Genomic DNA, 23,048 nt, shown 5'->3' with positions numbered 1-23,048 from the left:
CCTAAATCACCCCTTTCAAATAGTCATGCAAGTACAAAAAGTCTCCGTTTAAGATAAGCGCAACCGCAATGATATATTTTCTGTTTCTCTCTATCGTCTTCCTGCTTACACTTACCTTTTCTTCAAGTTGCTTAATCGGCAGGCGTTTTTTTGTCAATAGAATTTCGTTCATGGCCGGATCACTGACAAGGGTTTTCGCGATGGCAATCGCTCCCTTTCTGGCATCGGAATGCTTCGGGGAATTCTCCACCAAATCAGAAAAAGACACATCAAATTCTGATAAGCGCTTTTGATAAAGCCCAATCTCTTCTCTGCGCTTTTCCACTTCCTTGAGCTTTTCGTACTCTTGCATCGATTTTTCCGTTTCAAGAAACGTTTGGGATTGATCTTCTTCATTATTTTCCAAAGAAAGATCGAGTATAATATCCTGGCGCCGTCTTGTCTGGTTTCTTATATAGTCAATCACCCGACGCTTTACAAGGATTTCCGCAAATGCTAGCAGCGAACTTCCTTTATCGGATGAATATTTATCAATCGCCTCATTAAAAGCAATGAGGCCAATGCTGAATTCGTCGTCCGATTCATTAATGTATCTTCTGCATACAGAAGAAACCGTTTTAGCAATGAATGGTTTGAATGAGCCAATCAATTCGTTACGGAGAAACAAATCTCCATCCTGTATTTTTAAAACCGTCTCTTCTAATGACTGTTTTTTCTTGGATGCTGAAAATAATCCGCTCAGCAAAAAGCTCACCCCATTTCTATGCCACATTATAACATAGAAGTGACAATTATATTTTTAAGGGTAAGCTTGGAAATAAACAGAACCAAAAGACCTATTTATATTCAAAAATAAACTTTTTACTATTTTTAAAAAACAATACGTTTCCCGAAAGATTTTATTTAGGGGTATCTTTGTGAATTCTTTATCCTTTTTTTGTTCTAAAATAAGAGAGCCCGCAAATTACCAGAATATGCGAGCTCTCCCCATTCAGGGACTATCACTTATTTGATTGTCATAACGGATATGCTGATTGTTGATTTGGCTAGTCTTTCACTTATACTTCTTGTGTTTCACTGTCTTTTTTATTAGAGAATAGGAACCCTCCAACAGCGATTCCGATCAAGACGATCCAAAAAGTCGCCTTCCATCCCGTTGATTCGGGAAAGTGCTGCTCAAGAACAGCGATGGAAGGATGTGCCAGCGTGAATACCGCGAGCTTGACGCCAACCCATCCGACGATAAAGAAAGCAGCTGTTTCAAGAGATGGACGCTTATGAAGCAGCTTCACAAATGCACTTGCAGCAAAACGCATAATAATTAAGCCAATCATTCCGCCGAGGAACATAACCGTGAACTGCCCGCCGTCAATACCACCGACTTCAAACCAACCAGATTCTGGGAGGGTTACAGCAAGAGCTACTGCCGCAAGCATGGAGTCGACCGCAAACGCGATATCGGCTAGTTCCACTTTGAAGACGGTCATCCAAAAGCCGGAGTTCGCTTTCGGCTCATGCAGTTTATCCTTTTCCTTATGGGTGAATCGTTTATAGATGTGCTGAAACGAAATAAACAACAGGTAAAGTGCTCCAATCGCCTGCACCTGCCACACATCGACAAGAAAGGAAATGAGGAACAGACTCAAGAATCTAAATACAAATGCTCCGAGCAGCCCATAAAACAGGGCTTTTTTCTGCTGTTCCTTCGGAAGGTGCTTTACCATGACAGCCATGACCACCGCGTTGTCGGCCGCGAGAATCCCTTCCAGGCCTACCAGGACCAGTAAAACCCAGCCGTATTCCAACAATAATGATGCTTCCATGTTATCAACCTCCATTTGTTAATATTCCTTTTCTCAGAAGCAATAAACTTCAACAGGCAAAACAGAAATAAAATTAAAATTTCCTTTTTCACCAAAAATAAAAAGACCCTTGCCGTTGATAGGCAAAGGTCTTGCTGAACATGAAGCCATGTCAACAAAGCCGATGGACTTATGTCCATGAGATGACGACTTTGTTTTAGGGCGAACCCTAACGCTACTCCCCTTTGAGTAAGAAACATAATATTCTTTATAACAGTATATAAGCCGAAATGTTTTTTTAACACTATTTTATCTTAAAAAGCCAAATTTAAGTTTGTTCTGAGATACTAATCAAACTTGTCTATCGTTTTTTGGCAGGAGGGGCCCCCCCAGACCCTTTCAGCAATTTAAGATAAATCTGTCCGAATCGAGCCCAATTCGTTTTCCCTGAAAAATACTCTTTGAATAAGGATAAAAAAAGTTCGTATTTCCCTTTATAAGGGTACCACTGGATCTCAGACTTCCTCGTACCTGAGTCTTTAACAATCGCTTTTTCATGACAAAACATTCGGAGGCCGTTATCGCCATGGTACCGGCCGATTCCGCTTTGCTTTGCTCCACCAAACGGCAGGCTGTGATTAGCGACGGACACGAGTACATCATTAATAACGACAGCACCGGTGACTAACCTTGCAGCCACTCTGTTTGCCTTCGAATCATCGGATGTCCACACGCTTGAATTCAGTCCGTATTCACTATCATTGGCAAACCTGACCGCTTCTTCTTCCGTGTCAAAAGGAATGACAGGCAATACAGGACCAAAGGTTTCTTCTGTCATGATTTTCATCGAATGATCCACATTTGATAATATCGTTGGCGGAAGGAACAGCTTGTTGTCGATTTTCCATTGATTCGGGTCCTGGCCTGTCTCCAATACGGCTCCTTTTGCAAGGGCATCCTGGATATGGTCAGCGACGATATCCACCTGCTGTGGAAATGTCATGGAACCGACATCATCAGCAAGTGTCGCCCCTTGCTTAAGTGCTTTTGTCTTTTTCTTCAGCATAGCGAGGAAGTCTTCATAGATAGGTCGCTCTACGTAAACCCTCTCAACACTCATGCAGGTCTGCCCGCTATTGGTGAAGGCCCCCCATAGAGCCCCATTCGCCGCCCGTTCTAAATTGGCATCCGCAAAAACAATCATCGGGTCCTTTCCACCGAGCTCCAGCGTGCAAGGAATCAGTTTTTTCGCCGCCATTTCCCCAATGATTTTCCCTGTCCTTACCGAACCGGTAAAAAAGATATAATCGGGAGTTTGTTCTGATAACGCTGCCCCTACTTCCTTTCCGCCATGGGCAAATTGAATGACCCCTTCCGGAAAACCAGCCTCCAAAAACAGCTGTTCCATATATTGCCCGACAAGGGGTGTTATTTCTGACGGCTTCGCAATGACAGAGTTCCCCGCGACCGCTGCACTGTATATCGGAACCATCGCCAGCATAAGCGGATAATTCCACGGCGAAATCACAAGTACAGTTCCGCGAGGCATATAATCAATAAACGATTTTTTTCCGATAAGTATGAGCGGTGTGGATGCTTTTTTTCGGGCCAGTGATTTCCGGGCATGCTTTTCTATATGGAGGATTCCATCCAAAGTCGGCATGATATCAGCGACGATTGCCTCGGTCTTTGCCTTGCCCGTATCCTTTGAAATGATTTCCGCCATTTCATCCATCTTTTCGACCATCAAGAGCCGTAATTTCTTTAAATAGACGAGTCTTTCCGAAACAGTCGTTTGTGACCAGGACTGAAAAGCCTGATTCGCGCGTTTATATAAAAAAGCAATTTCCGTAAGTGGCGTTTCGACCATTTCCCCGATTTCCTCACCTGTTGCCGGAGAGTACACCTTTTGCTTCGTATTTAAGTCGATCATAACCGCTCTCCCCTATCTAATTTGAATTTGGTACCTCTGCTCTTTCTTATTTTTCAAATAAAAGTCAACCATCGCAGGGACACCGTCGCTGAACCTTGGACAAACGATTCCTGATCCTTTTAAATCCGTCTGGGCCTGGGTACAGTCAAATACGCCCTTCCACGTAAAGTAATCCAAAGCTTCCTTTTCAATTCCCAAATACGATCTCACCGGTTTGATGGACAAAAGCCCCTTGCTTACGGCTAGAGGAAGCGTACCTTTAGGCTTCCGCTTATATAGTTCATTGACAAATAATTCATATATCTCGGTTGCTGTATGAGGATTCGGATCAGTTAAGTGATAGGTTTTGCCAGCTCCTTCCTTATATAATGCCAGATAAGAAGTTGCTTGTATAATGTAATCAACAGGAACCATATTGACGACGCATCCAGTTTCCCTACCAATTTTCGGGAATATCGGCAGGAAGCTTAACCTGTCAAGGAAGTTTAAGATGAAGTATGGGCCATCAAATTTAATCGTTTCACCCGACGCAGAGTGGCCTTTTACGATTCCCGGCCTTATAATGGTTACCGGCTTCTCCTTTTTCATTTCCTCCACTAAAACTTCTGCTTCATATTTGGTCTTTTCATAATGATTTTTAAAAGCCTCGGGTTCGACAAGGTCATGCTCGTATAATTTACCTTCGCGGATACCGGCAACATATGCTGTACTAAAGTACACATACCTCTCAAGGTTATCCAATCCACGGACCCAGTCATTCACATTCTTGGTACCGCTTACATTTACAAGCTGAGCCGTTTTCTCATCAATCGCTAAATCGTAGATCGCAGCTAAATGAAATACGTGGGTCACTTCCGATCGAAAATGATCATTCATTTCCCGCGGGATTTTAAGCCCCTCTTTTGTAATATCTCCTTCTACAATCACAAATTCGGCAATCGTTCCCTGCATTTCTTGTTTAATCTTTGTAATCTCATAGGCGGCAGTCTCTTTTTGGCTTGGCAGAACGAGCATATAGGCCTTTGTAAAATAATCGTCTCTTTTTAAGAGCTCTCTGATCAGCTGATTGCATATAAATCCAGGAAAACCGGTAAAAAAATAGACATGTTCCATTATAATTCCCCCTAAAAAATTATTAGTACGATTACGTACATAATAGTAAAACTTCTTTCGTTAGTCAAATTGTAGTTAGAAAATTCTGAAAAAGTTAGTTATTTAAAATAAAAATGGAGAAAAATTTTATTATGATTAAGCAGGTTTTTCCGTTACTATATAAGAATAAGTACTTTCAAAGTATGTTTTATACATAAGAGGTGAATGCACAATTGAAAAGAATATTTAAAGCTTATGATTACCCCATATTCATAGCTGTTGTGCTGCTCTCCCTATTTGGATTAGTCATGGTTTACAGTTCAAGTATGATTACAGCAGTGGCCCGTTACGAAAAAGAAATGGATTTCTTTTTTCAAAATCAAAAGAATGCCTTAATATTATCTTTTATCGTGATGCTCTTTGTCTCGATACTGCCATATAAATTATATAAACATAAAATATTCCTGATGGTCATGATGGGAGGCATTGCCATGCTTCTCCTTGTCGTATACATTTTCGGACACACTGCCGGAGGTGCTACGAGTTGGTTCAAGCTAGGCGCGAGGAGCATGCAGCCTGCGGAATTTTCAAAGCTTGCAATTATCATCTATCTCGCGGCGATTTATGGAAAAAGACAGGACAGGATCAATAATCTTGATAAAGCGGTCATCCCTCCAATTGTTTTTCTGGCAGGCATCTGTTTCCTGATCATCCTTCAGCCTGACTACGGAAGCGCCTTAATCGTACTGGCCATTGCAGCCACGATTATTCTTTGTTCCGGGATGAACCTGAAAAGTATAGTAAAACTGGTATTGATATTTTTATTGGTGGCGGGCATCATTGGCTTTGCTGTAGTGATAACCGGAAATTCTTCCGAAGTCATTTCAGAGGAAAGACTATCGAGATTCACCGGCCTTACCGAGCCGTTCGAAAAAGAAAATGACGAGGGCTATCATCTGGCAAACTCATTACTCGCGATTGGCTCAGGCGGGATAATGGGGGTCGGACTCGGTGATAGCGTTCAAAAATACGGCTATCTGCCGGAGGCGCATACAGATTTCATCATCGCCATCATTGCTGAAGAGCTTGGCATTTTCGGTGTACTTTTTGTTTTGCTGACCCTTGGCTTCATCGTATTAAGAGGCTTTGTATTATCGGCGCGATGCAAGGACCCATTCGGCAGCCTGCTGTTGATTGGCATATCCTCCATGATTGGGATACAGGTTGTCGTCAATATTGGCGGTGTTACCGGATTGATTCCGATTACTGGAATCACCCTCCCATTCATCAGCTATGGAGGCTCATCGTTGCTGCTGTTAATGATATCCGTCGGTCTTATGCAAAATGTGATCATGCGGATGAACTTATTGGAACAAAAGGAAGTAGTGCAGCAAGCTGATAAAAGTATGTAAAAAAGCAGGCGGAGTTTTCCGACTGCTTTTTTTAAAATATTTTTTTAATAATATCTCATCAGTAATGAGAATTCCATTTTCAGCCACAAGAGGAAGTTTTCTCGCTTTATTTACCGCATCGACAAGAATGGACTTCAAGCGATAGCCTCTTTTCTGACCTTAAGCGACACAATCGGCTGGAAATATCCGTTGAAGTCAGTCGATTGTATGATTTGTACGATCTCGTTCTTTTCAATCCTTTCCGCAATTTCTTTGAAGGGATAGACGAATAACGGCTTCTCCATCTTTTTTATTAACGTGCATTGAAGCAATTCCACATCAGGTAATGAAATCAAGGTAGCGATCACCTCGGAAAGCATGGGTTTGGAATCATAAGGTATAAAGAAGCCTGTATCTTTTTGAAATCCACCAGGAAAACACTCCCGGATATTCATTCGGTGCTTATCCTCAATGTAAAAGCATCCTTGTTCATAAAGCTTGAAATGAATCCCACATAAATTACATCCCTTTACCATGTATATCCTTTCCCTAAAAAACTTTCCATTTTTATAAGACTTTACATCAAGTATCAGGTGTAGCACCAGCCAAAGTTTTCCTTCACTAGCATATTTAAAGAAAAAAACAGGAGCCGCGTTTGCAGCACCTGTTTATCGCCTCTATTTCTTTCGGTCATTTAGGCAGGATGATCTCGTCGACGATCCCGTATTCCTTCGCTTCTTCCGCACTCATGAAATAATCCCTGTCCGTATCCCTGGCTACTTTTTCCACTGGCTGGCCGGTCCGTTCGGAAATAATTGAATTAATATGTTCCCTCAGCTTCAGGATTCTTCGCGCGGAAATCTCGATTTCCGTAGCCTGACCTCTTGCTCCCCCAAGCGGCTGGTGGATCATGATTTCGCTATTCGGAAGGGCATTGCGTTTTCCCTTGGTGCCGGCGATTAGCAGCATCGCCCCGAAAGAAGCGGCCATTCCTGTACAGATGGTTCTAATATCCGGCTTAATATATTGCATCGTATCAAAAATCGCGAATCCGGCTGAAGTCGACCCGCCCGGACTATTGATATAAAGTGAAATGTCTTTTTCCGGATTATCTGCTTCCAGAAATAAAAGCTGGGCAACGATACTGTTCGCAAGGGCATCATTGATTTCATCGCCAATCATGATGATCCGGTCTTTTAATAAACGGGAATAAATATCATAAGACCGTTCACCGCGGCTTGATTGTTCGATTACATAAGGTATTGCACTCATAAAATATTCCTCCCTGTCTGTACTTCTTGGCTATGCAGCCATACAGAGGGCGTTTGAAGGAGCATTTTTGGCAAAAGAACGAATGAGCATAGGAGTGGTTTTATCAGCTTTTAAGGATTTAATCGACGGGATGGCCTGGATCAGGATTTCAGGGTCCTGATATTTCAAAGCTTCGTAGATGAGTGACGAAAGCTGTATGTCTGTTTCTTCATCCCAGTACGCCTCCAGGGTACGCGTTTCTTCCTTCAGCTTTTTATTTTCCAGTCTAGTTTTTGCCCGGTGTAACGCAGACTTTACCGCCATTTCCGTTGTTTCCAGAATATCCGCAATTTCATTTGCACGGTACTGAAACGCTTCTTTTAAGGTGTAAATAACCGCTTGCTTCGGGGTAAAATGGTTTCTTAAAAGCTCAATCGCTTCCATTACAGCATTTACTTTGTCTTCTTGCCCCGTTTGTGCCAATTCGGGCATGTCTTCAAGCAATTCATTATTTCGTTTGCGAAGCGTATCAATCCAATGGTTATAGGCGATTTTATTTAACAGCGCCGGACTGACATCCTTCCTATAATGACTGATAGCCTTCAGGATCGCTTCCTGGGCGATATCGTCACCATCCCATTTATTTTGCGAAAGAAATCGGCAGTATTTCTGCAAGGACGGATACAACTCCACAATGCTGTTTTCCTCTGTTTTCCGGTTAATTCCTATCCACTCACCAAGCTTTTCGCTCATTGTTGCTCACTCCTTTATCACCTCTCTATCTTTCAAACGTTTCAATGGTTTGAAAAGATACGGGGAGTGTAATTTTTATAAAAATGTCCTCTTTGCATTACGTTCTTTTTTTGCTCGGGGAAACCTCTTTATACGTATATGTTGAAAGAAAAGTTAGTGAATATCCATGAATCTCAATAAATCGCCATAAATAATTTCATCCGATAAACCAAGCTCATTCCTTACTGATTCCTGATGCTTCTCACAGTCCTTGAGGCTTGCTTGCTCGCCCGCTTTTTTATCAAAACAACTATTGTCCTTATAGATTGCCTGGTCGCTGACAAAACTTCCATCCCTGAAAATGACGGGATGTTCGGTGTTTCTTGTAAACAAATCATGCCCGAATGACATAAATTCCCCGGTCTCAATTCCCAATAAAGAGAGCAAGGTTTCCCGGATATCGATTTCCCCGCCTATGGTATCGATGGTTTTGCCGGACTGCCCAGGAATATGAATGATGAGTGGTACTTGCCTGTATTTCGTATGATTGACTTCATTAGGTTCATCACCAAGCATTTCAGTTAATGCTGCTTCATATTTCTCTGAAATGCCATAGTGGTCCCCGTAGAGAACAAACACGGTATCTTCATACATTCCTTTCGCTTTCAACCCGCTGAAAAGGCTTTTAATCGCTTCATCCTGATAGCGTACGGTCGTCACATATCGGTTCACAACCCCCTGGTCCGTATTTGCAGCCGCAATCATTTGGTCTTCTTCATTCAACAAGAACGGAAAATGATTCGTCAAGGTAATCAGCTTTGCGTAATAAGGCTCGGGAAGGTCTTCGAGATGCTCAATCGATTGTTCAAAAAACGGAATGTCCTTAATGCCGTAATTGACTGAATTATCGTCTGTTACGTGATAATCCGGTTTTGAGAAAAAACGGTCATAACCAAGCGCGGCATACATTTGCTCCCTGTTCCAAAACGATGGATCGTTTCCGTGAAAGGAAGCGGCATAATAATTCCCGTTTTCCTTCAGGATTTTAGGAAGGCTTTGGAATGTATTTTCGGGTCTGCGGACAAAAACAGAACCGCCAGACAGCGGATAAAGTCCGGTATCGATCATGAACTCCGAATCGGACGTTTTGCCCTGCGCCGTTTGGTCGTAAATCTGATTAAAGTAATAGCTCTCCTTAACCAGCTTATTTAAAAATGGCGTGATTTCTTCCCCATTTACTTTTTGATTAATAACAAAATCCTGCGTTGATTCCATGCTGATCAATACGAGGTTCTTACCCTTAGCAACCCCGAATAAATCAGACTTTTCCTTTTCCTTCCCTGACAGATATTCTTTCATAGTAGAAGCATCCGATTTGTCCGCAAAGGCCCGGTCAATCGGCGAACGGAATCCGATTGCGATATCATAGAGATGATAATTGTACGGGCCGATTGTTTTGACCATCTCGCTGCGATTATAGGATGCATGTGAGAATGAACTTAGACCAAGCCCAGCCGTTAGTAAGATCATTGCAGCTCCCGCAATAATCCATCGCTGCTTCGTTTTTGAAGGAATAGGTAACACGTCACTATCCCCTGATCGACTAAGCCACCAGGCGACGAAAATATCGGCAAACAGGAGCAGGTCCCAGCCTTTCATCAATTCAAATGTACTCGGTCCGATACCTCCCACATTTTTAAATTGAAAAAGAATGGATACCGTTACAAAATCGATATAAAAGCGATAATATAATAAATCAGCATAAAGAAGTCCGGTGACCAAAACCATGATCGTGATCAATACTCTGCGATTCAGCTTGCGGCGAAAGAAAAAACTACATCCAAGCAGGAATATCAAAGATCCAATCGGATTAACAAGGATAAGCAAAATGTCCATTACACCATGTACCGGCAATTCAAAGCCAATAAAAGAAACCATAACCGTTTTCAGCCACAGCGTGAGCAGGCAAAAAAGTAAAAGGGTATATGAACTTCTTTTTATTCCTTTCCTGCTATTCATAGAGCGGCCGGCCATTCTTTCATAATCCCGTTGGCTTCTTGTTTTATCACTGCAGCGAGATATGGCAGCGATTCCATATCCTGAACGCCCATAAAAGCAGCCTGAATCCAGTTTCTTTGCAACAAATAATCACTTTCATAGCTTAAAAGAATATTTTTCTGCTTCATCCTGTCACCAATCTCCCTGGAGGAAATATCCGGCGGAAGGCAAATCGTAACCACGCCTGGTGAATACGTATGATCACCCATAACATCCAGCCCCTGTTCCTTAAAGTATTCCCTTATTCTTTCTGATGAAGGGAGAATAATCGCATGGTGCCAGTTGAGGGCCTCATTGAGCGCTTTAACAAGATTGGAAGAATGAGTAAAAGGCACGCTACCATTAACAAAGTATAAACCGAGATCGATGTAGCGCGGCAGCGATTGATCAGGTGTGATTTCATCCCTATGAAACACAACCGCCAATCCAGGATATGATTTTAAACCCTTTCCGCTCACTGTCGCCGCAATATAAACTTCTTTTAAATCAACCGGGATTACTCCAACCGAACTGCATGCATCAAGACAAAGCTCCACGCCATACTTTTTACAGACGTCCAGTATTCCTGCCAAATCGTATAAATAACCTGTCGACGTTTCGCAATGGACAGTCCAAAGCCATTTTATTTCGCGATGATTTCGGAGATAGTTTTCGATTTCATCCACCGTTACCGGCTCACCCCACTCCTTTTCGAGCGTATGGTAATCGAGCTGGGATCGCCGCGCATGATTGATGAGCCGATTGCCGAACTCCCCATTCGAAAGCACCAGTCCTTTTCCATGTATTCTCGTCAGTTGTGCTGCAATGAATTCATTCGCGAGCGTGCCTGTGCCGACAATCACTTGAGCAAAGTTAGCATTCACATAGTGGCAAAGCTTACTCTGAACCTCTTTCATTTCTTCAAGAAAAATCAGCGAACGGTGAGAGATAGGCTGACTCGCAAAAGCCCTTTCGACTTCTTCATGAACAGGAACTGGACCCGGTAGGAAATTCAGCTGCTTCGCGACTGATGCCTTTCGATTCATCATCCGCTTAAAAGCCTTCGTGGAATTTTCAAATTGTTCTTTAGTCAAAAACATCGGTTGAAACTTTGCATCTCCTTGTCCTATCAAACTACCAAATGGCTGGAACCCGATTCTTTTATATAGTTTAATTTGTCTATCAACACCTGAAATAACTGCCATATTGTATTTCTGCTCAAGGCAGTAGGATACCAATAGCTCGACCAGTTTATAAAAGACATAGCTTTTTCTGAATTCTTTTTTAACGGAAAGAAGCCTGACTTCGCATGGAACGGCTCCATCAGGAAGAAAATCATCAAGGTTGTTTATTTTCTCGTCTAGGGAGAACGGACGCTTTGCCCGCACGGATATCATGCCGACGACTTCATCTTGTTTCTTTGCGATAATATATGTATTTTCATGATCGAAACGGTCAACCAGACTGGACTGCTCGTTTCGGTTATGCTGTTGTATTTCCTCGACAAAGGTTTGATAATTCAATTTGTGGATCTGTTCAAACTCATCACGTTCTGATGCTATTTTATAAATAAGATCTAATGATTCCATCTGTATCGCTCCTTTGCGTAGTTGAAGATGGGGGGGACCCCGAGGTTCCCTTCTTTGTGTGTGAAAGGATGACTCCTATAAGCAATAATAGCAAGCCGATTATATAAACCCAATTCTTAGTGAAGAAATATGAAGAAATAGGGATAGTCGATAAAGCGACGAGCCCTAGAACAGTAAATTTACGAAACAACAGATAACCGACTCCCATTATTATTCCAGTAACGAGTATCGCTTCCGGCACTAGAAATAGGGTGGCTGACAAAAAAACGACTACCCCTTTCCCGCCGCGAAAGCGGAGCTGAACAGGATACAGGTGGCCAAGCAAAACCGCTGCTGAGCCTAAGATGAGCGCCATATCATCGCCATCCGTAAGAAAGTTCGCTATCAAAAGTGCAAGCATGGTTTTGCTAATATCAATGATCAACGTCAAAACAAAACCCTTTTTTCCAACCTGCCTACCAGCATTTCGCGCACCTGCATTTCCACTTCCAAGAAGACGAATATCTTTCCCGGCCATAAATCTGGTTACATAATAAGCGCCATTCACACTCCCAAGTGCATAAGAAATGATCATAATAAATGAATTCAGAATAACTTTTACCTACTTTCCCCAAATGACTCTTTATCTTTCCATTATATAACATAATCCCTATGCATAACAGGTAAAATATTAGGGACAGTGGGACCCTCGTGGCATTAAAAAAAGACACGTGCCAGCTTAAGGCACGAGTCTTTTTCGATTATCTTAGGTCCATTGGATTATACAATTTTATATCCGGGTTTTTATCATTGAACCAGCGCAAGGCAAATTCATTTTCAAAAAGAAAAGCGTATTTGTCATAACGGTCTTTAACGAGGATGCTTCTTGAGCTGTGAAGATTTTCATCGATCTTCTCATCCTCGGCCCAGCGTGTGATCTTGCTTCCGACCCGTTCCATGACCACTTCTACATTGTATTCATTCTTCATGCGGTACTCAAACACTTCAAATTGGAGCTGTCCGACAGCACCAAGAAGGTATTCTTCCATTCTTACTGTTTTAAACAGCTGGATGGCCCCTTCCTGAACAAGCTGATGGATCCCTTTATGAAAATGCTTTTGCTTCATCACATTTTTCGCAGTGACCCGGACAAATAACTCCGGAGTAAACTGTGGCAGGCGTTCAAACTGGTACATATCTTTACTTGTCGTGATCGTATCGCCAATCTGATAGTTCCCCGTATCATAAAGTCCGATAATATCCCCGCTCACCGCTTCGTTGACCGTATTACGATCATCCGCGAGAAACCCGGTGGATGACGAAAGATTGATGGGCTTTCCGGTTCTGCTCAGAAAAACACTCATTCCCCGTTCAAATTTGCCGGAGCAAATACGTAAGAAAGCGATCCGATCCCGGTGTTTAGGGTTCATATTAGCCTGTATTTTGAAAATAAATCCGGAAAAATCTCCACCGACAGGATTTACTTCACCGGTCGTCGCCTCGCGGGGCTGTGGGGCTGGTGCAAACTTCAAATATGCATCAAGAAAAGTTTGCACTCCAAATGTAGTCAAAGCACTTCCAAAAAAGACCGGGCTTAGTTCCCCTTTCGCAATTCTTTCTTCGGAAAATTGATTGCCTGCTTCAGATAACAGCATGATTTCCTCAAGTGTTTGTTCATAAAGCTGGGAATCCTTTAACTCATGCGAACCAGCCAGTTCTCCTTCTTCATCAAGCGGCAGAAAACGATTCCCTCCATCACTCTTGAACTGCTCAATTCTGTTATTGAAACGGTCATAGATCCCGACAAAATCTTTCCCCATTCCGATCGGCCAGTTCATCGGATAAGACTCGATGCCAAGAACTTCTTCGAGCTCTGCAAGCAATTCCAACGGTGATTTACCCTGTCGGTCCATTTTATTAATAAACGTAAAAATTGGAATGCCCCTCATTCGACAAACCTTAAATAATTTAATCGTCTGATCCTCAATCCCCTTAGCGGCATCGACAATCATTACCGCGCTATCGACCGCCATCAGCGTTCGGTACGTGTCTTCACTGAAATCCTGGTGACCCGGTGTATCCAGAATATTGACCCGAAATCCACTGTAATCAAATTGCATAACAGAGGATGTTACTGAAATTCCCCGTTGCTTTTCGATTTCCATCCAGTCACTTGTCGCATATTTCCCTGTTTTTCTTGCCTTCACCGTACCAGCATCACGGATCGCTCCCCCAAATAATAGCAGCTTCTCCGTCAAGGTCGTTTTCCCGGCATCCGGGTGAGAGATAATCGCGAAAGTTCTTCGAGACTGAACCTCATCACGTAATGTATTATCCATAAAATAAATACCCACCTTTATTTAAAGTCCTAATATATATTTAACATGTAGCCACACGGGCAACGAAATTTTACATCGGATTTTTTGCCTTCTCTCTTCACGTATCATTCAAATAGTTTTCAACTAAGTTACAATAATAATATATATCAGGTGCAGTTTCTGTTACATTTCACACTTAAAGTAATATATCACAATGCCTTCTCCCTTGGCTATATCCCAAGGATGAAATATCGTTTCACCTATATTAGAAAAGCGCAAGCGCCCTGTAAGGAAAATAAGAACGACTAAGAGCGCCACGTCGTGTGGCAACGTCGGCACTAGTACGTCCTGTACGTCGTAGCTAGACTTCTGTCAAAATTATAAAAGTTATACTTTCTTCAAAAAAAAATAAAAGACGCTTGCTATAAGCGCCTTTTACTTCATCATATTCATTTTTTGGATTCTTTTCGTCTTCTTCTTGTTTTTCATATACTCTCTAACCTCGTTAATTACCAATGGAACAGCGGCAACCATCAATCGTTTCATAATACCTCTTGCCATCTTTCATCATCCTTTCTTACTATGTCCTTACCCGGTTCATAAGGCGGGAAAACATAATCAGGAAGGTGGATCTTTTGCGAAGAATGCTTCGCTATTGTTTCGCTTTTATTTTAAAAAGATCAAGCTTGGCTTTTGTCTGATCACTTAAATCTTTGATCTTGGCTAAATCATGCTGTGATTTTCCTAACTCAGCTATTAAAGGATATAAGCTTTCTTCAATGCTTTTGTAATCCACGGGAAACTTCTTTTCTACCTTCTTCTCAATAGTGTCCCATTCTTCCTCCATTTGTTGACCGATTGCATGAAGCCGTTTTGGATCTGCCGAGTTTTCCATTGCAGTTTCGACTTCTTTAATGATTGACAGCACTTTATCTACCCCAAGCACAATGTCGTCGCTTTCTTCAGAATTAGCTTTATCCGATGCATGTGTCTGTTGCATCACTTCAATATCTTTCGATGTTTTCAACTCTTTACCTTGGTCCTGTTCCGACATACAGCCTCCCAAAAAAAACACCGCGGTCATGATCATTACAAGTAACTTTTTCATATGTAAGCCTCCTTTATCCGCAAGTCTATCCGTTACCCCAGATCTTAAACATTCAAATAACTCCATATTTTAGATATTTTTTTAAAAATTTTTCTTAAATAGGTTTAGAATTTCTAATTTGGGGTAAAAGATTATTAGCTGTTCTAAGGTAATAAATTTACTGCATAAGAGTTTACTGACAGGAGAGAATAGAAGAGGATTGAACATTCACATATTATCAAACAGCAGAGGAAAAAATATATCACGCCTATGATGCTTGATAATGTGTGAATCATTATTTTTCGAAAAGAAAAATAAAATTGACACATTAAATATTGTTTTTATTTTAGGAGGATTTATTGCATGACAGTAACAGGTAAAGTAAAATGGTTCAACGGCGACAAAGGTTTTGGATTTATCGAAGCAGAAGATGGAAATGATGTATTTGTACACTTTTCCGCGATTCAAGGAGATGGCTTCAAGACGCTTGACGAAGGCCAGGAAGTTGAATTCGAAATCGAAGAAGGCAACCGCGGACCTCAAGCTAAAAACGTTGTTAAATTGTAATCTTAACCAAACCATTAGACAAGGATGTTACTTTCGGGTAGCATTCTTTTTGTTTGACGCTGTTAAAATACTGTTATTTGGCTAATTCGTGTGAAACCAGGGTTTCACACGAATTAGCCAAATATCAAACAAAGATATCTTATAGAGCTTTATCGGCCGTGTTTATAAAAAAAATGATTAGGGAAAAATAATGTATCTTATCGATAAGGAGATGTTATGAATGAAACCTTTATATACAACCGCAGTCAAGGCTTCCGGGGGAAGAGAGGGCCATGTGCAATCAGAGGACGGCATCATTAATTTCCAGGTCAGAATGCCTAAGGAACTGGGAGGCTCTGGGGAAAAAGCAACAAACCCGGAACAGCTATTTGCCGCTGGCTACGCAGCATGTTATGACAGTGCCTTAAATCTGGTAATTCGAAAAGAAAAGGTAAAGGCAGACAATACCCAAGTAACCGCCAATGTAACAATAGGAAAAGACGAAGCAGACGACGGCTTCAAATTGGCCGTAAGATTGGATGTTTCCATTCCCGGGGTAAGCAAGGAAGAAGCGGAAAGCCTCGCCCAGAAAGCTCATCAGGTCTGCCCCTATTCAAAGGCGACTAGAGATAATATTAATGTAACGATTATTGTGGTGTGATCATTATTATAGGAAGGCAAAGCGGCCAATCAGGCTGCTTTGCCTTTTCTTTAGTCTATGGCCACCCGCACTCTGGCAAGAATGAGCAGCCCGATTAATGTCATAATCATCAAAGATCCTAAAGCCAAGCGGCTGGCCACATTACCTAAATCCGCAAAGATCAGCGTGATTGTACCGTATACGAAAGGGCCGACAATCGAGGAGACCTTCCCGGAGAAAGCAAACAATCCGAAGAATTGACCCCGCTTATCCTCCGGTGTCAGCTCGACGATAAATGTTCGTGAAGTTACCCACATAGAACCAAGAGCGATACCGAACATACTGCCCGCGACCCAAAACCAGGCTGCGTTCGGGGCAGCCACCGCAATCGCAAGAGCGACCAATAATAGAAAACCAACATAGGTAATCGCCTTTTTTGACCCCTTCGCCTTCGTAATATAACCAAAGATGAAGGACCCGATAATGCTGGAGACCGTTGAAACAAGGTACAATAAAATGAATCCCCCTGATGAAAATCCGACTACCGCTTTTGCATAAACAGCCATCATTCCAATCGTCGTGGCGATTGCGTCATTCAAGAAAAAATAGGCAATCATAAAAGTAAATACAGGACGATGAGTTTTCATTTCCTTAAACGTCTGAAGAATTTCCTTGTATCCTGAAAAAAATGGCATTCTTTCGCTTTGGACTGTCTGTTTCTCTTTTAAGAAAAGAAATAACGGCAGCGAGAAGGCAAGAAATAATAAAGCAGTTGGAATGAAAGCTTGATGAGACCCGTTTTCTCCGACAAACGGATAAATGGTTAAGCCCACCAACGTCCCGATATACCCTACTGCCACCCCGAACCCCGAAATGAGCGGCAAATCCTCTTTTTTTCCAATGTCTGTAATCATGGCATCATAGAACACCAGGCTTGAATGATAAAAGAATTTAGCGATAATAAACAGGATAATAACAAGCGCCAGGGACATCGGTACACCAAACACCTCGCCGTCTAGCTTAAGACCTCCGAACACTCCCATAAACAATGTACCAAGAACCGCAATGACCGTAAAAATCATAATATATTTTTTCTTCTTACCTGTACGGTCAATCATAACCCCAAATAACGGAGTGAAGATGACAAGGAAAAGGCTTGCTATCGCATTCGCGTAAGAAATAAACGTGCTGGCAATCTGATCGAGTACCTCATTGCCTCCGACAACCTCTTGCAGGTAAAACGGAAAGAAGATCGTATTAATATTCGATGAAAAAATCGTGTTCGCAAAATCATATAAAGCCCACGACAATACTGGCATTGAAAGGAACAGTGCTATATTCCCTTTCTTTTTGACTGGTACCGTTTCAATCTTAGGCTCCATATAAACCACCCCTTTTTTCTAATCTCTATATAGGATTCCATATAATTACAAAAAAACCTTCTTATTTATAATCTTGTGTACAATTTTGCTAGTCATGATTTCGTTGCGGAAATTTCGTTTTGTTTCCAGTCCTATTTTTTGTTGCCAGGTCCAGATTTTGTTGCGAAAATTTTCATTTTGTTGCCGGTTTAAAACTAGTTTTGTTGCCGGAACAGGGACTTTCGTTGCCGGAATTTTCGTTTTGTTGCCAGGTCCAGATTTCGTTGCCGGTTTAACTAGTTTCGTTGCCGGAACAGGGACTTTCGTTGCCGGAATTTTTGTTTTGTTGCTAGGTCCAGATTTCGTTGCCAAAATTTTCGTTTAGTTGCCAGTTTGACTGGTTTTGTTGCCGGAACAGGGACTTTCGTTGCCGGAATTTTTGTTTTGTTGCCAGGTCCAGATTTTGTTGCCAAAATTTTCGTTTTGTTGCCAGTTTGACTGGTTTTGTTGCCGGAACAGGGACTTTGGTTGCCGGAATTTTTGTTTTGTTGCTAGGTCCAGATTTCGTTGCCAAAATTTTCGTTTTGTTGCCAGTTTGACTGGTTTTGTTGCCGGAACAGGGACTTTGGTTGCCGGAATTTTTGTTTTGTTGCCAGGTCCAGATTTCGTTGCCGGAATTTTCGTTTTGTTGCCGGTTTATCTAGTTTTGTTGCCGGAACAGGGACTTTCGTTGCCGGAATTTTCGTTTTGTTGCTAGGTCCAGATTTCGTTGCCAAAATTTTCGTTTAGTTGCCAGTTTGACTGGTTTTGTTGCCGGAACAGGGACTTTCGTTGCCGGAATTTTCGTTTGTTGCCAGGTCCAGATTTCGTTGCCGAAATTTTCATTTTGTTGCCGGTTTGACTAGTTTCGTTGCCGGAACAGGGACCTTGGTTGCCGGAATTTTCTTTTTGTTGCCAGGTCCAGATTTTGTTGCGAAAATTTTCATTTTGTTGCCGGTTTGACTAGTTTCGTTGCTGGAACAGGGACTTTCGTTGCCGGAATTTTTGTTTTGTTGCTAGGTCCAGATTTCGTTGCCAAAATTTTCGTTTACTTGCCAGTTTGACTGGTTTTGTTGCCGGAACAGGGACTTTCGTTGCCGGAATTTTTGTTTTGTTGCCAGGTCCAGATTTCGTTGCCAAAATTTTCGTTTAGTTGCCGGTTTAACTGGTTTTGTTGCCGGAACAGGGACTTTCGCTGCCGAAATTTTTGTTTTGTTGCCAGGTCCAGATTTCGTTGCGGAAATTTTCGTTTTGTTTCCTGTTTGATTAATTTCTGCTCGATTATTTTGATTTCTGTTCGATAACTGAAATTTCTGCTCGATACCAAATAAATTAGCGAGCCTTAGGCGGAGTTCTCCCAAGAACTAAGTAGAGATTTACACAGCAAAAAGGAGCCATGGTATAGATTCCATGACCCCCCACGGTGTGCGGTTAGCCGAATTTATCCTGAAGTTCATCCCGCAAGCTGTTAGGAAGATTGGTCATCGTATCGTTGAGTGCATCCAGCTTTGCCTCGATTCGGTGAAGCAAATAAAGAGTGACCACAATAGGAAAGCCGACATCCCCGATAAACGGTAGCAGTTGTTCCATTTCATTCACCTACCTTTGACATGAGTTCTTTCCCTAAAGAAAGGCTGGGCCATAACTGTTCTATGCCCCAGCCTTTTTAACTAGATGACTTCGTACTCACTTACATTTCTTTCAACGACTCTCGCTCCTTTTTTGCCTACAAAGTTGCCCGATGGAGAGGAAAATACGTTAGCCGCAAGGATTGCGTCCATTGCTGCCTTTACTGCAATGACATCTACCGGCTCCTTTGGCTCCTCAATTGCAATGGATGCCGTTTTTCCTTCCAGGGTAACAAAAATCAATTCCAGTGTTTTTGCCATCTATTTCACCTCCTGTTCCTTTTTATAAAGAAAATTAGACGATAATATTTGCCGTGTCCTGACGTGCAATTTCAACGAGTGTATGCATTTGCAGATTTGCCAAGGATTGTGCGGTTTGCAATAATTGATCTGCAGTTGCCGATGTCTTTACGTTTGAAAACGCCTTTCTTTTAAGCATTGGTTCACCTTTTTCGTTTAAGCCCGTTTCAAACGTGATTCTTAATGTGCTTGCATATAAGCTTTGGGTTGCCATGCTGCTCACCTCCTTTCGCTTTTTATATAACTTGAAAGAAAGGAAAAGTAGCATGTTTATGAAAAATGTTAGAAAGCCTGTTATCGGGTAGAAACCAATAGAAGGAGAAATCCGGTATGGAGCTAGTGATTATCTCAGCGGGATTATTTATACTGATAATTGTTGTCACCGCATTTTCTACAATAAAAAGACCACTTAAAAACCAACTAAATCGGAATCCGGCCTCTGCCCCGCTAATAATAGCCCACCGGGGTGCATCGGGCTATTGCCCGGAAAATACGATGGCTTCTTGTAAGAAAGCCGTTGAGCTTGGCGCAGATTATATTGAAATCGATGTCCAGTTAAGCAGGGATGGCTATCTTGTCGTCATCCATGATCCTACCTTGGAACGTACTACCAATGGAAAGGGTTATGTAAGGGATTATAATTTTGCCGAATTGCAGCAGCTAGATGCCGGAAGCTGGTTTCATCCTGACTTCAAGAAAGAAAGAATTCCTTCACTTGAGGAATTATTCGATAAAGTCTTGCCTCATACAGGCTTACTCATTGAACTTAAGAGCCCTTCCCTCTATCCGGGAATAGAAAAAAAGCTGGCCGAGACAATAGTAAAAAGAAACCTGCACAATGGCGAAAATCCTTCAATTATGGTTCAGTCATTTGACACAGCTTCAGTCAAAAAATTTCATTCTTTCTTACCATCAATACCGGCGGGTGTGCTGATAAAGCATAATCCGGCTGGCATTTCGGAAAGGAAATTAAAAGCATTATCGACATTTGCGCAATTCGTCAACCCGAAGCAAACGATGATGAATGAAAGGCTAAAGGAAAGGATTCATTTAAATGGAATGAAGGCCTTTACCTGGACCGTCAACAATGAAAAGCAAATACAGAAATTCAAAAAGATGAACCTTGATGGAATTGCTACTGACTTCCCCGATTATTTAAAGAAAACTCACCGATTGGGAAGCCTTAAATGCAGAAATTAAGCCTAGCTTTATTGATGCAGATAGGAAGTTTTAACTTTTTTATTAAAAAACAAATCCCCCTGATCGTTAAAAACGAACAGGGGGAAATATCTTATTAAACTAAAAATCGATATGACTTTTTAATTACTGCACCATTTTTACAAGCATATGAGCAAGCTTATGCTGTTCTTCCTCATTGCCGGATTTCCAAAGCTCCTGAAGCAGCTTTTCCTCGCGGTTGCGCGGTTCTTCATGATCAGCGAGATAATCTGCCACCTTTTGAGCCGTTTTCGCGAGTTGTTCCTCGTTCATGCCCAGACTTTCTCCTTTGGAAACTTTGTCACTTAAATAGCTTTTAAACGTCTCAAAACTGGATAGAACCTCGTCCTTTTTCTCTTCGCCCATAGACTGTAATTTCTCTTCAACATTTCCTTCACTCGCAGTATTGTTCGTATTAAAAGAATTATCCATAACATATCTCTCCTTTCGCTGGTATGTGTATTCAATGCCCGAATTCAGGGATTGTCAAACATTTAAGATGGCAAATATAGAGACTTTCGATATTACATAAAAGAAGTTCCATATTCACCTTCAACTTGCATGAGCGTTTCGATCATTTCCCTGTCTGATGACACCGGCAAAGAAAACAATTCTTTGTATGATTCAGGACCTTTACCGGTAATGAAAATCCAATCTCCTTCCCTGGCATCCATCCAGGCATATAAAATGGCAAGCGTTCTGTCCGGTATTACTTTTCCTTTCCCGTTTCCGAACCGATGAGCAAGCATCATTAGTTCGATTTCCATGGAATCCTCCCCCACCCCATTCAAGTCGTCAAAGGTTAAGGTGAAATTGTCACTCATCACAGCTGAAGTCTGAACGATTTGCTCTCGTTTTGTTGTATCCCTTCCTCCTCGAAAGCCGTAAATATGTGAAATGTGTTTGGCCCCTAAATATTTGGCTGTTTTAAGGCAATATTCCACCGCATCACGGGTATGTGCATAATCAATGACAAACGTTGCTCCGGAGGGATGAGTATATATCTCAAACCTCCCGGGGACACCATCGAACGTCGCTAACGCTTTTATGATTATTTCTTCCGGTATACCTACGATCTTAGCTGCTGAAAAAGCGAGGGCTGCGTTATACATGTTATGCACTCCGGGAAATGTCAGGCTTACTCGGTGCTGGTTACTTCCATCTGTAAGTCTAAAGCGACTTCCTTCTGCTATTTCAATTTCATCGATACAAATATCGTTGCGAGGTGGATTACCAATCGTGAAAACATCAATTTGTTTGACTAGTAAGGATTGGGTAAGTTTAACTCCCCATTCATCGAAGTGATTGATAATCGCTTTTCCATCTTTTTTTAAATAGTTATGGAACAGGCTCGATTTTACTGAAAAATAATTATCCATAGTTTGATGGTAATCAAGGTGGTCATGGCCTAAATTTGTAAATATCGTTAAGTCAAATTCAAGACATTCCACCCTAAACTGATCCAAGGAATGTGAAGAAACCTCCATAATCACGAATTCGTCATTGCTTTTTGCCAACAGCTTTTGCAGCTGAATGGCATCTGGAGTCGTATGGCCAGACTTCACCTTTTCCCCGTTGATTATGTATGATACCGTTCCTAACAAAGAACAAGAAAGACCGGCCACATCAAAAATATGCTTTAACATATAAGAAACGGTCGTTTTGCCATTCGTTCCGGTAATCCCGATTAATTTATGCTTACCGGCTGGATATCCATAAAATGCACTAGCTAGTCTAGCAACCGCCTTCCTGCTGTTCGTTACTCGTATATATGGCACTGCCAGATCCAAGCCTTGCTCACCGACAATGACAGCGGCCCCTCTTTGAATCGCGTCCTCGATAAAATGATGTCCGTCGAAAGTATACCCGGGCACGGCAATAAAAATAAATCCATCCTGAACCTTTTGTGAATTCATTTCAATACCGGTAATATCAATTTCTGGGATAGCTGATATCTGCACTGTGAGTTCCTTAATGGAATCGAGAAGCTGTGATATTCCCATCGGTACACTCCTTCAGGTTTTTTCGTAGATGTTATATTATTCGTTTTCCCATCTAGCCCCCTTTCTAACAAAGGAATTTATGGATTTACAGGCGTTTGTTTT

Annotated in this window: 27 protein-coding genes; 4 read left to right on the top strand and 23 right to left on the bottom strand. The window is 41.8% G+C overall.

Annotated elements, in window-relative coordinates; genetic code table 11:
* Window position 1: 1 nt before the first annotated feature.
* From sigI to LQ216_RS10320, 4 genes are all read right to left on the bottom strand, one after another.
* Window positions 2-754: an RNA polymerase sigma factor SigI gene (gene sigI / locus LQ216_RS10335; RefSeq protein ID WP_230129229.1), complete on the bottom strand. Its 753-nt coding sequence runs from the start codon at window positions 752-754 to the stop codon at window positions 2-4.
* Between the two features lie 304 nt (window positions 755-1,058).
* A complete protein-coding gene (locus LQ216_RS10330) occupies window positions 1,059-1,823 on the bottom strand; it encodes a TerC family protein (RefSeq protein WP_230129228.1) in 765 nt (254 codons plus the stop codon).
* A 340-nt stretch (window positions 1,824-2,163) separates the two neighbouring features.
* A complete protein-coding gene (locus LQ216_RS10325; RefSeq protein ID WP_230129227.1) occupies window positions 2,164-3,735 on the bottom strand; it encodes an aldehyde dehydrogenase family protein in 1,572 nt (523 codons plus the stop codon).
* A 12-nt stretch (window positions 3,736-3,747) separates the two neighbouring features.
* Window positions 3,748-4,848, bottom strand: coding sequence for an SDR family oxidoreductase (locus tag LQ216_RS10320; protein WP_230129226.1), 1,101 nt, complete (start codon window positions 4,846-4,848; stop codon window positions 3,748-3,750).
* A 212-nt stretch (window positions 4,849-5,060) separates the two neighbouring features.
* On the opposite strand from LQ216_RS10320, the gene LQ216_RS10315 reads away from it, so the two are divergent.
* Entirely contained in the window at window positions 5,061-6,239 is a 1,179-nt protein-coding gene (locus tag LQ216_RS10315) for an FtsW/RodA/SpoVE family cell cycle protein (RefSeq protein WP_230129225.1), read from the top strand.
* A gap of 134 nt (window positions 6,240-6,373) precedes the next feature.
* Here the strand turns inward: LQ216_RS10315 and LQ216_RS10310 are convergent, their stop codons facing one another.
* The 9 genes from LQ216_RS10310 to LQ216_RS10275 form a co-directional block, all read right to left on the bottom strand.
* Window positions 6,374-6,673, bottom strand: coding sequence for a hypothetical protein (locus LQ216_RS10310; protein ID WP_230129224.1), 300 nt, complete (start codon window positions 6,671-6,673; stop codon window positions 6,374-6,376).
* A gap of 235 nt (window positions 6,674-6,908) precedes the next feature.
* Window positions 6,909-7,490: an ATP-dependent Clp endopeptidase proteolytic subunit ClpP gene (gene clpP, locus LQ216_RS10305; protein WP_230129223.1), complete on the bottom strand. Its 582-nt coding sequence runs from the start codon at window positions 7,488-7,490 to the stop codon at window positions 6,909-6,911.
* Between the two features lie 30 nt (window positions 7,491-7,520).
* The gene (locus LQ216_RS10300; RefSeq protein WP_230129222.1) at window positions 7,521-8,222 is read right to left on the bottom strand and encodes a sigma factor-like helix-turn-helix DNA-binding protein; all 702 of its coding nucleotides are present in this window, start codon (window positions 8,220-8,222) and stop codon (window positions 7,521-7,523) included.
* A gap of 153 nt (window positions 8,223-8,375) precedes the next feature.
* Window positions 8,376-10,220, bottom strand: a complete 1,845-nt coding sequence (locus LQ216_RS10295) for an LTA synthase family protein (RefSeq protein ID WP_230129221.1) — start codon at window positions 10,218-10,220, stop codon at window positions 8,376-8,378.
* On the bottom strand, window positions 10,217-11,827 hold the full coding sequence (locus tag LQ216_RS10290; RefSeq protein ID WP_230129220.1) for an aminotransferase class V-fold PLP-dependent enzyme: 1,611 nt from the start codon (window positions 11,825-11,827) through the stop codon (window positions 10,217-10,219). Before LQ216_RS10290 ends, LQ216_RS10295 begins: the two co-directional genes overlap by 4 nt.
* On the bottom strand, window positions 11,802-12,401 hold the full coding sequence (locus LQ216_RS10285; protein ID WP_230129219.1) for a glycerol-3-phosphate acyltransferase: 600 nt from the start codon (window positions 12,399-12,401) through the stop codon (window positions 11,802-11,804). Before LQ216_RS10285 ends, LQ216_RS10290 begins: the two co-directional genes overlap by 26 nt.
* A 166-nt stretch (window positions 12,402-12,567) precedes the next feature.
* Window positions 12,568-14,145: a peptide chain release factor 3 gene (locus tag LQ216_RS10280; RefSeq protein WP_230129218.1), complete on the bottom strand. Its 1,578-nt coding sequence runs from the start codon at window positions 14,143-14,145 to the stop codon at window positions 12,568-12,570.
* A gap of 414 nt (window positions 14,146-14,559) precedes the next feature.
* On the bottom strand, window positions 14,560-14,685 hold the full coding sequence (locus LQ216_RS20365) for a hypothetical protein (protein ID WP_290369261.1): 126 nt from the start codon (window positions 14,683-14,685) through the stop codon (window positions 14,560-14,562).
* Between the two features lie 91 nt (window positions 14,686-14,776).
* A complete protein-coding gene (locus tag LQ216_RS10275; RefSeq protein WP_230129217.1) occupies window positions 14,777-15,232 on the bottom strand; it encodes a hypothetical protein in 456 nt (151 codons plus the stop codon).
* A gap of 342 nt (window positions 15,233-15,574) precedes the next feature.
* Here LQ216_RS10275 and LQ216_RS10270 point away from each other — a divergent pair, with 342 nt between their 5' ends.
* A complete protein-coding gene (locus LQ216_RS10270; RefSeq protein WP_230129216.1) occupies window positions 15,575-15,778 on the top strand; it encodes a cold-shock protein in 204 nt (67 codons plus the stop codon).
* Window positions 15,779-15,998: 220 nt separating this feature from the next.
* The gene (locus tag LQ216_RS10265) at window positions 15,999-16,418 is read left to right on the top strand and encodes an organic hydroperoxide resistance protein (protein WP_230129215.1); all 420 of its coding nucleotides are present in this window, start codon (window positions 15,999-16,001) and stop codon (window positions 16,416-16,418) included.
* A 50-nt stretch (window positions 16,419-16,468) separates the two neighbouring features.
* Here LQ216_RS10265 and LQ216_RS10260 read toward each other — a convergent pair whose 3' ends face one another.
* From LQ216_RS10260 to LQ216_RS10225, 8 genes are all read right to left on the bottom strand, one after another.
* A complete protein-coding gene (locus LQ216_RS10260) occupies window positions 16,469-17,779 on the bottom strand; it encodes an MFS transporter (RefSeq protein ID WP_230129214.1) in 1,311 nt (436 codons plus the stop codon).
* Between the two features lie 45 nt (window positions 17,780-17,824).
* Window positions 17,825-18,130, bottom strand: a complete 306-nt coding sequence (locus LQ216_RS10255; RefSeq protein WP_230129213.1) for a hypothetical protein — start codon at window positions 18,128-18,130, stop codon at window positions 17,825-17,827.
* Window positions 18,108-18,332, bottom strand: a complete 225-nt coding sequence (locus LQ216_RS10250; protein WP_230129212.1) for a hypothetical protein — start codon at window positions 18,330-18,332, stop codon at window positions 18,108-18,110. The genes LQ216_RS10255 and LQ216_RS10250 overlap by 23 nt, the downstream gene beginning before the upstream one ends.
* Window positions 18,310-18,534 (bottom strand): hypothetical protein, encoded by a 225-nt coding sequence (locus LQ216_RS10245; RefSeq protein ID WP_230129211.1) that lies wholly within the window; start codon window positions 18,532-18,534, stop codon window positions 18,310-18,312. Before LQ216_RS10245 ends, LQ216_RS10250 begins: the two co-directional genes overlap by 23 nt.
* Window positions 18,535-18,813: 279 nt before the next feature.
* Window positions 18,814-19,158: a hypothetical protein gene (locus LQ216_RS10240; RefSeq protein ID WP_230129210.1), complete on the bottom strand. Its 345-nt coding sequence runs from the start codon at window positions 19,156-19,158 to the stop codon at window positions 18,814-18,816.
* A 70-nt stretch (window positions 19,159-19,228) separates the two neighbouring features.
* Complete coding sequence (locus tag LQ216_RS10235; RefSeq protein ID WP_230129209.1) at window positions 19,229-19,387, bottom strand: YvrJ family protein; 159 nt, start codon at window positions 19,385-19,387, stop codon at window positions 19,229-19,231.
* A gap of 80 nt (window positions 19,388-19,467) precedes the next feature.
* Window positions 19,468-19,686, bottom strand: a complete 219-nt coding sequence (locus LQ216_RS10230; protein WP_230129208.1) for a DUF2922 domain-containing protein — start codon at window positions 19,684-19,686, stop codon at window positions 19,468-19,470.
* A 34-nt stretch (window positions 19,687-19,720) separates the two neighbouring features.
* Window positions 19,721-19,939 (bottom strand): DUF1659 domain-containing protein, encoded by a 219-nt coding sequence (locus LQ216_RS10225; RefSeq protein ID WP_230129207.1) that lies wholly within the window; start codon window positions 19,937-19,939, stop codon window positions 19,721-19,723.
* A 116-nt stretch (window positions 19,940-20,055) separates the two neighbouring features.
* On the opposite strand from LQ216_RS10225, the gene LQ216_RS10220 reads away from it, so the two are divergent.
* On the top strand, window positions 20,056-20,925 hold the full coding sequence (locus LQ216_RS10220; RefSeq protein WP_230129206.1) for a glycerophosphodiester phosphodiesterase family protein: 870 nt from the start codon (window positions 20,056-20,058) through the stop codon (window positions 20,923-20,925).
* Between the two features lie 123 nt (window positions 20,926-21,048).
* Here the strand turns inward: LQ216_RS10220 and LQ216_RS10215 are convergent, their stop codons facing one another.
* The gene (locus LQ216_RS10215; RefSeq protein WP_230129205.1) at window positions 21,049-21,375 is read right to left on the bottom strand and encodes a DUF3243 family protein; all 327 of its coding nucleotides are present in this window, start codon (window positions 21,373-21,375) and stop codon (window positions 21,049-21,051) included.
* 92 nt (window positions 21,376-21,467) lie between these two features.
* Window positions 21,468-22,946, bottom strand: a complete 1,479-nt coding sequence (locus LQ216_RS10210; RefSeq protein WP_230129204.1) for a UDP-N-acetylmuramoyl-L-alanyl-D-glutamate--2,6-diaminopimelate ligase — start codon at window positions 22,944-22,946, stop codon at window positions 21,468-21,470.
* Window positions 22,947-23,048 lie beyond the last annotated feature (102 nt).

The sequence above is a fragment of the Bacillus sp. CECT 9360 genome (genome assembly GCF_918741275.1).
In the GTDB taxonomy this organism is placed as follows: Bacteria; Bacillota; Bacilli; order Bacillales; family DSM-1321; genus Peribacillus.
The sequence above is the reverse complement of the archived record's forward strand: the minus strand, read 5'-3'. Positions and strand labels throughout refer to the sequence as shown.